At 55.6% G+C, this 7195-nt stretch carries 7 protein-coding genes; all 7 read right to left on the reverse strand.

The window, feature by feature from the left end; all coding sequences use genetic code 11:
- Positions 1-636 (reverse strand): sensor histidine kinase KdpD (locus WC529_09050; protein MFA5114416.1); only part of this gene is annotated, 636 nt, incomplete at its 3' end.
- The gene (kdpC, locus tag WC529_09055) at positions 626-1219 is read right to left on the reverse strand and encodes a potassium-transporting ATPase subunit KdpC (protein MFA5114417.1); all 594 of its coding nucleotides are present in this window, start codon (positions 1217-1219) and stop codon (positions 626-628) included. The genes kdpC and WC529_09050, both read right to left, overlap by 11 nt.
- Positions 1220-1248: 29 nt before the next feature.
- Positions 1249-3279, reverse strand: a complete 2031-nt coding sequence (kdpB, locus tag WC529_09060) for a potassium-transporting ATPase subunit KdpB (GenBank protein ID MFA5114418.1) — start codon at positions 3277-3279, stop codon at positions 1249-1251.
- 4 nt (positions 3280-3283) lie between these two features.
- Positions 3284-4999, reverse strand: coding sequence for a potassium-transporting ATPase subunit KdpA (kdpA, locus tag WC529_09065; protein ID MFA5114419.1), 1716 nt, complete (start codon positions 4997-4999; stop codon positions 3284-3286).
- Positions 4999-5088, reverse strand: a complete 90-nt coding sequence (gene kdpF / locus WC529_09070; protein MFA5114420.1) for a K(+)-transporting ATPase subunit F — start codon at positions 5086-5088, stop codon at positions 4999-5001. The genes kdpA and kdpF overlap by 1 nt, the downstream gene beginning before the upstream one ends.
- 147 nt (positions 5089-5235) lie before the next feature.
- A complete protein-coding gene (locus WC529_09075) occupies positions 5236-5940 on the reverse strand; it encodes a response regulator transcription factor (protein MFA5114421.1) in 705 nt (234 codons plus the stop codon).
- The coding region (locus WC529_09080) for an ATP-binding protein (protein ID MFA5114422.1) at positions 5937-7195 on the reverse strand (1259 nt) is incomplete at its 5' end. The genes WC529_09075 and WC529_09080, both read right to left, overlap by 4 nt.

Consider the following 7195-nt stretch of genomic DNA (forward strand, 5'->3'; position numbering starts at 1 on the left):
TTCATCGGCGGTCCGCCTTAAGGCGAGTTCGCGCAGGGCGGCTAGATTTTCCTTGCGGAAGAAATTGGCGAGGGCCTGGGGGACTTTTTCCCCTTTGTAAACGTCTCCCCGTTCCAGCCGGTTGATCAGTGCTTCTGGCGTCAGATCGACCAGTTCGATCTCGTCGGCGTTGTCGACGACCGAGTCGGGGACGGTCTCTTTGACCCTGACCCCGGTCAACTGGAAGATGGCGTCGTTGAGGCTTTCAATGTGCTGGACGTTAAGGGTGGTGATGACGTTGATCCCAGCCGCCAGGACCGCTTCAATGCTTTGCCAGCGTTTGACGTGGATTGTTCCCGGGACGTTGGTGTGAGCGAGTTCATCGATCAGGACGTATTGTGGATGGCGGGCGATGATCGCGTGGGTATCGACTTCATAAAAAGTAGTGCCGCGGTAGTCGATCGCTTTTAACGGGACCTGTTCGATCCCTTTGAGCAGGGCGGCGGTCGCCGGGCGGCCGTGCGATTCGATGAGGCCGATGACGATCTCTTCGCCGCGGGAGATCCGCCGGTGCGCTTCCGAGAGCATCTTAAAAGTTTTACCGACGCCGGCGACGGCGCCGAGAAAGATCTTTAATTTACCGCGTTTATTTTCCAACTGTTGCCTCCCCGCTGAGTCGATCAAGGGCCAGGTTCAAGCTTAGGACGTTGACTCTGCTTTCGCCGAGAAAACCGAACTGCCGTCCGGTTATGTTGTCGGCGACTAGTTTTCTGATGATTTCCGTTGATATGCCGCGGGCCTTGGCGACCCGGTCGATCTGAGCGTTGGCATTAGCTGGCGTAATGTCGGGATCAAGCCCGCTGGCCGAACTGGTGACCATGTCGACCGGGATCGATCCGGATTCCAGAGAGGGGTTTTGGTTGACGAGCCTGATGACTTCGGTTGTCACTCGATTATATAAAGCCTGGCTGGTCGGGCCCAGGTTGGAGCCGCCGGAGGAGGAGGCGTCGTAACCGGAACCGGCGGCGGAAGGGCGCGGCTGAAAATATTCCGGCTTGGCGAATGATTGACCGATCAAAGCCGAGCCGGCGGTCTGGCCTGATATTGAGATCAGGCTGCCGTTGGCCTGGATAGGATAGAGGAGTTGTGCCAGGCCGGTAATCAGTCCGGGATAGACGACCCCGAACAAAACCAGGGTTAACAATAATAATTTTGCGGCGATCAGCGCGTGCCGTTCCATTTATTTTACATCTCCGAAAGTATTATAAACTAATTCGCGACTTTTAAAGCGATCAAGATCAGGTCAATAAGTTTTAGCCCGATAAAAGGGACAACCAGCCCCCCTAAACCATAGATGAATAAATTCCGCCTCAAGAGGGCGGCCGCCCCAAGCGGACGATACGTCACTCCGCGCAAGGCCAGGGGGATCAAAACAATAATGATCAGCGCGTTAAAGATCACCGCCGACATGATGGCGCTGTTCGGGGAATGTAATTTCATGATGTTTAGCTTGTTCAATTCCGGGAAGATCGGAGCAAACATCGCCGGGATAATGGCAAAATATTTGGCGACGTCATTGGCGATGCTGAAGGTGGTCAGCGCGCCTCTGGTCATCAACAGCTGTTTGCCGATCGCCACGATCTCGATCAGTTTCGTCGGGTTGGAATCGAGGTCGACCATGTTACCCGCTTCCTTGGCCGCCATGGTCCCGGTGTTCATCGCGACGCCGACATCGGCCTGGGCGAGGGCCGGGGCGTCATTCGTTCCGTCGCCGGTCATGGCGACCAGTTTGCCCTCGGCTTGTTCCCGTTTAATAAGCTGCATTTTATTTTCCGGGGTCGCCTGGGCCAGAAAATCGTCGACCCCGGCTTCTTTGGCGATCGCGGCGGCGGTCAGGGGATTGTCGCCGGTGATCATGACGGTCCGGATCCCCATGGCGCGGAGCTGGTGGAACCGTTCTCTGATCCCCCCCTTGACGATGTCCTTGAGGTGGATCACCCCGACGATGTTTTTATCCTTGGCGACAACCAACGGGGTCCCGCCGCTTTTAGCAATGGTTTCGATGATCTTGCGGAGAGAGGGAGGCGCCGTGCCGTTGTTTTTTTCTATCCAGGCGATAACGGCGTCACCGGCCCCCTTACGGATCTGTTGGCCGTTCAAGTCAACGCCGCTCATCCTGGTCTGGGCGGAAAAAGCGATAAATTTGGCGTCATGGCCGACGTGCCGGTCGCGGAAACCGAATTTTTTGGCCAGGACGACGATCGAGCGGCCTTCCGGGGTTTCGTCGCTTAAGGAGGCGAGCTGGGCGACATCGGCCACGTCGGTCTCGGAGTAGTTTTCGACCGGGATGAATTCGGCCGCCTGGCGGTTGCCCAAAGTGATCGTGCCGGTCTTATCGAGCAAAAGCGTATTGACGTCGCCGGCCGCTTCCACCGCCCGGCCGGACATTGCCAGGACATTGTGCCGGATCAAACGGTCCATGCCGGCGATCCCGATCGCGGAGAGCAAGCCTCCGATGGTGGTTGGCATCAGGCAGATCAAGAGGGAGATCAGGACCGGTACCGGGACCGCCCGGCCGGAATAAATAGCGTAAGTTTGCAGTGAGACGGTGACCAGGAGGAAGAGGATCGTTAAGCCCGCCAGCAGGATATCGAGCGCGATCTCGTTCGGGGTTTTTTGCCGCGCCGCCCCTTCGACCAGAGCGATCATTTTATCGAGAAAGGTCTGGCCCGGTTCAGAGCTGATCTTGACCTTGATCTGGTCGGACAAGACTTTGGTCCCGCCGGTCACGGCGCTCCGGTCGCCGCCGCTTTCCCGGATGACCGGGGCCGATTCGCCGGTGATGGCTGACTCGTCGACGGAAGCGATCCCGTCGATGATCTCGCCGTCGCCGGGGATCGTCTCGCCGGCCGAGACCAAAATGATATCACCCTTGTGCAGTTTGTTGGCTGGGACCTGGGTGATCTTCTCGCCGGTGACCAGGTTGGCCATGGTTTCAGTTTTCATTTTGCGGAGGGTGTCGGCCTGGGCCTTGCCGCGGCCTTCAGCCATTGCTTCGGCAAAGTTGGCGAAGAGGACGGTGAACCAGAGCCAGGCGGAGATCCCGCCTAAAAAACCGGCGGTGGGGTTTCCGCGATATAAGGCCAGGACAAAGTAAAAGGAGGAAATGAAACTGCCGATCTCGGTCACGAACATGACCGGGTTGTGGACCATATTGGACGGATTTAGTTTGAGGAAAGAATCGAGCGTTGCCCGTCTGATGATCGGACCCATTGAAAGTTTTTTATGTTTATTTTCCATATATTTAGAAGAGCTTGCCGGCCCGCATTAAAAAGTGTTCAACGATCGGGCCCAGGACATAGGCCGGGAAAAAAGTCAGGGCGCCGACGATCAAAATGACTCCGATGAGCAGGGCGATAAAGAGCAGGCCGGTGGTCGGGAAGGTGCCGCTCGATTCCGGGACCAGGTTCTTGCCGGCCATCGAACCGGCGATCGCCATTATTGGGATGATAAAAAAGAACCGGCCGAGCAGCATCGCCAGGCCGAGGATAACATTATAGAAAGGAGCGTTGACCGCCAGACCGGCAAAGGCACTGCCATTATTTCCAGAGGCGGAGGTTGCGGCATAAAGCATTTCGGAGAGGCCATGGGGGCCGAGATTGGCCCGTCCGGCCAAGCCTTGCGGGGTGACGCAGAAGAGGGCGGAAAAAAGGAGAATGCTGGCGGCGACGATCAAGATCGCCAGCATTGCCATTTTCATCTCTTTCGGTTCAATTTTTTTGCCAAGATATTCCGGGGTCCGTCCGACCATCAAACCGGCGATAAAAACCGTTAAGATCGCGAAGACGATGATCCCGAGCATGCCCGCTCCCACGCCGCCAAAAATGAGCTCCCCCAGCGCGATATTCAGCATGGCGATCCCGCCGGCCAAAGGGGTTAAACTGTCGTGCAGGCAATTGATCGCGCCGCAGGAAGCGTCGGTGGTGATCGCCGCGAAGAGGACGGAATTCAGGATGCCGAAACGGACCTCTTTCCCTTCCATATTACCGCCCGGCTGAAACTGGCTGGCGGTCTGGTCGACACCGAGTCGGGTGAGGATCGGGTTTGCTTGTTCGCTCCAATACATGATCGCGAAACCGGTTAGAAATAAAAAGAGCATCGCGGAAAAAAGGGCCCAACCCTGTTTTTGGTTCTTGGCAAACCGTCCAAAGGTGTAGGTCAGGCTGGCGGGAATAAGGAAGATTGCCAGCATTTGCAGGAAATTGGAGAGGGGGGTGGGATTCTCGTAAGGGTGAGAGGAGTTGGCGTTAAAAAAACCGCCCCCGTTGGTCCCGACCATCTTGATCGCCAGCATTGAAGCGACCGGTCCCTGGGCGATCGTCTGTTTAGCGCCTTCAACCGTGGTTGCCGTCGCGTACGGATTAAAATTTTGGATCACTCCCTGGGAGACCAGGACCAGCGACATCATGATCGAAAGTGGGAGTAAGACGTAAAGAAAGGAGCGGACCAGATCGACCCAGAAATTACCGATCGTTTTGGCCGAACGCCTGGTCAAGCCGCGGATCAAAGCGATGGCCAGCGCCAGACCGGTGGCGGCGGAGAGAAATTGCTGCCAGACCAGTCCGGCCGTTTGCGAGAAGTAGCTTAAGGTCGATTCGCCGCCGTAGGCCTGCCAGTTGGTATTGGTCACAAAACTGACCGCGGTGTTGAAGGCGAGGTCGGGGCTCAGCCCCGCGAAATGCTGGGGGTTAAGCGGGAGAAATTGCTGCAGCCGCAAAATGCCGTACAGCAGCAGGGCACCGAAAATATTCAACAACAGCATGGTGGTCGTATAGGTGGTCCAACGCATTTCGCTATTTGGCTCGATCCCGCAGAAATTATAAATAAAGCGTTCCAGCGGGGCAAGGATAGGAGAAAGCCAAGTCCTTTCACCGTTAAAAACATGGCTCATGTATAGACCCAGCGGCTTGGTTAGCAACAGGAGGACGGCAACGTAAACAACAACTTGTAATAGCTCCATTACATTTTCTCCGGCCTGATCAGGGCGTAGCCGAGATAGCCGACCAGTAAAACGACAATTATTAAAATGCCCAGATATTCAAAGCTCATAATCTGTCCGCCACGATGACATAGCCGATCGTCACGATCAGAAAAGCCAGGAGAAAAAGCAAATATGCCAAATCGATCATGTGAATATAATACAAGCTAACCAATAAAAAAGGGATAAAGATCAGGGAAAGAGATATAAAGATTTTGTTAAGTTTTGGGGATTGCCAGCCTAAACCCGACCCCTGGTTCCGTTAGAATGTATTTAGGGACCGAAGGATGGGGTTCAATCTTCTTGCGGAGATGGTTAATATGGACGCGCAGGGTTTGGGTGTCATCGCCGTATTCCGGACCCCAAACCTGTTGCAGCAGCATTTTTGAAGTGACGACCCGGTCCGCGTTCTGGGCTAAAAAGGCGAGGATATCAAATTCAAGGCGGGTCAGATCAAACTCTTTCTTGCCGCGCCTGACCCGTCTCTGCGCCAGGTCGATCTCCAGTTCGCCAAAGGTTAGGATCGGCGTTGACGCGATAGTTTGGGTTGAGCGCCGCAGCAGGGCTCTGACCCGGGCAAGTAGTTCTCCGGCCGAAAAGGGCTTGGTCAGATAATCATCGGCGCCGGTATCCAGCGCTTTGATCTTATCGGTGTCTCCGGCACGGACGCTTAAGACCAGGATCGAACCTTTATACCATTCCCGCAGTTCCCGGCAAACTTCGATGCCGTTCATCCCCGGGAGGGAGAGGTCCATAATGATAAGGTCCGGGGTGTGATCGACGGCCAGGTCGAGGGCGGTCTCGCCGTCGGCCGCCAAGATCACCTCGTATTTCCGGGTCGAAAGAATAGACTTAAGGGCCCGCTGGATCTGCAGTTCATCGTCAACGACCAGGATCCTGGCCGGTTTTTCCGGCGCGTTCATTGTTTTACCCCCGCTTTAGGCAAGGCGAGCGTGAATCTTGCCCCATGCGGCAAGACGTCTTCGATCCAGATCCGGCCGCCGTGCGTTTTAACGATCTCCCGGGCGATCGCGAGGCCCAGCCCGGTACCGGACGGGGACTTGGCGGCGTAACGGCCGCGGTAAAATTTTTCGAAGATCAATTCTCTTTCTTCCGGCGGGACTCCCGGACCTTCATCTTCGACCCAGAGCCGGACTTCATTTTTTTCTTCTTCCGCTCCGATCTTGACCCGACCATCTTCTCCCCCGTAAGTCAGCGCGTTATCCAGCAAGTTGCCGAGAACGCGCGAAAGTTGGTCGAAATCGACCGGGATTTCCGGCAGGTTGTCCGGCAGGGCGAGCGTTATTCTGGCGCGTTGTTTTTCGGCGAAGAGATTCAAGGTCGAACCGACTATCTCCCCGGGAGTGAACCATTCTTTTTTCGGTTTCCAGGCGGACGATTCCAGCCGGGAGAGGTCGATCAGCGAGCCGATGTTATTACCCAGTTTATCCAGGTCGATTTTGATCGCTCCCAGCTCATGCCGGACGGTTTTTTCATCCCAGCGAAAATCCTTTTCCAGGAGGTTGGTGACGGTCGCCTTGATCGAGGCGAGGGGGGTCTTAAGGTCATGAGAAACGGAAGAGACAAAAGTCGATTTTAGATGGTCGGATTCGCGCAGGGCGTCGGCTTGCACGGCTAGCGCTTGAAGCTGTTGGCGCTCTAAGAACGCGGCCGTTTGGTTGGCGATCATGACCAGCAAGCGCGCGTCCGTGAGCGTGTAATTGCCGCCGTTTTTTCTTTCGCTTACATATAATACCCCGACCTGCTTGGTCGCGGTTGTTAGTGGAATGGCGATGTCCGATCGTTTACCGGGTAACCCCGTCTGATCGTGCGTTACCGAGATTGGCCATTCCGCCGGTTCTAGGCCTTCATTAAAAGGAAGGCCGACCGCTTTGGCATTGAGATAAACCCAGTTGGCTAACGACTGGCTCTTTTGGCCAAGCGAGGCGGGGGCGCCGATCACGCTTAATTTGCCGTTATCATCGGGGAGAAAAAGCAACAAGCTTATGGCGTTAACCTTTGAGGCGATCTTTTCGGCTAAGACCCTGGCCAGTTCGACCGCGTTCATTTCCGAAACCAGTTGGGCGCTGAATTGGTACAACAACTCGGTTTCGCGTTCGCGCGCCAGAGCTTGATTTTCCCGTTCCTTGAGCCGACCGGTTTGCAGTCCCATGATGA

The organism is Candidatus Margulisiibacteriota bacterium, assembly GCA_041650855.1.
Classification (GTDB): domain Bacteria; phylum Margulisbacteria; class WOR-1; order O2-12-FULL-45-9; family XYB2-FULL-48-7; genus JALOPZ01.

Excerpts from the sequence above, each read along its gene's own strand:
- kdpC (MFA5114417.1), bottom strand. The coding sequence starts at position 1,219 with ATGGAACGGCACGCGCTGATCGCCGCAAAATTATTATTGTTAACCCTG.
- kdpB (MFA5114418.1), bottom strand. The coding sequence starts at position 3,279 with ATGGAAAATAAACATAAAAAACTTTCAATGGGTCCGATCATCAGACGG.
- kdpA (MFA5114419.1), bottom strand. The coding sequence starts at position 4,999 with ATGGAGCTATTACAAGTTGTTGTTTACGTTGCCGTCCTCCTGTTGCTA.
- kdpF (MFA5114420.1), bottom strand. The coding sequence starts at position 5,088 with ATGAGCTTTGAATATCTGGGCATTTTAATAATTGTCGTTTTACTGGTC.
- WC529_09075 (MFA5114421.1), bottom strand. The coding sequence starts at position 5,940 with ATGAACGCGCCGGAAAAACCGGCCAGGATCCTGGTCGTTGACGATGAA.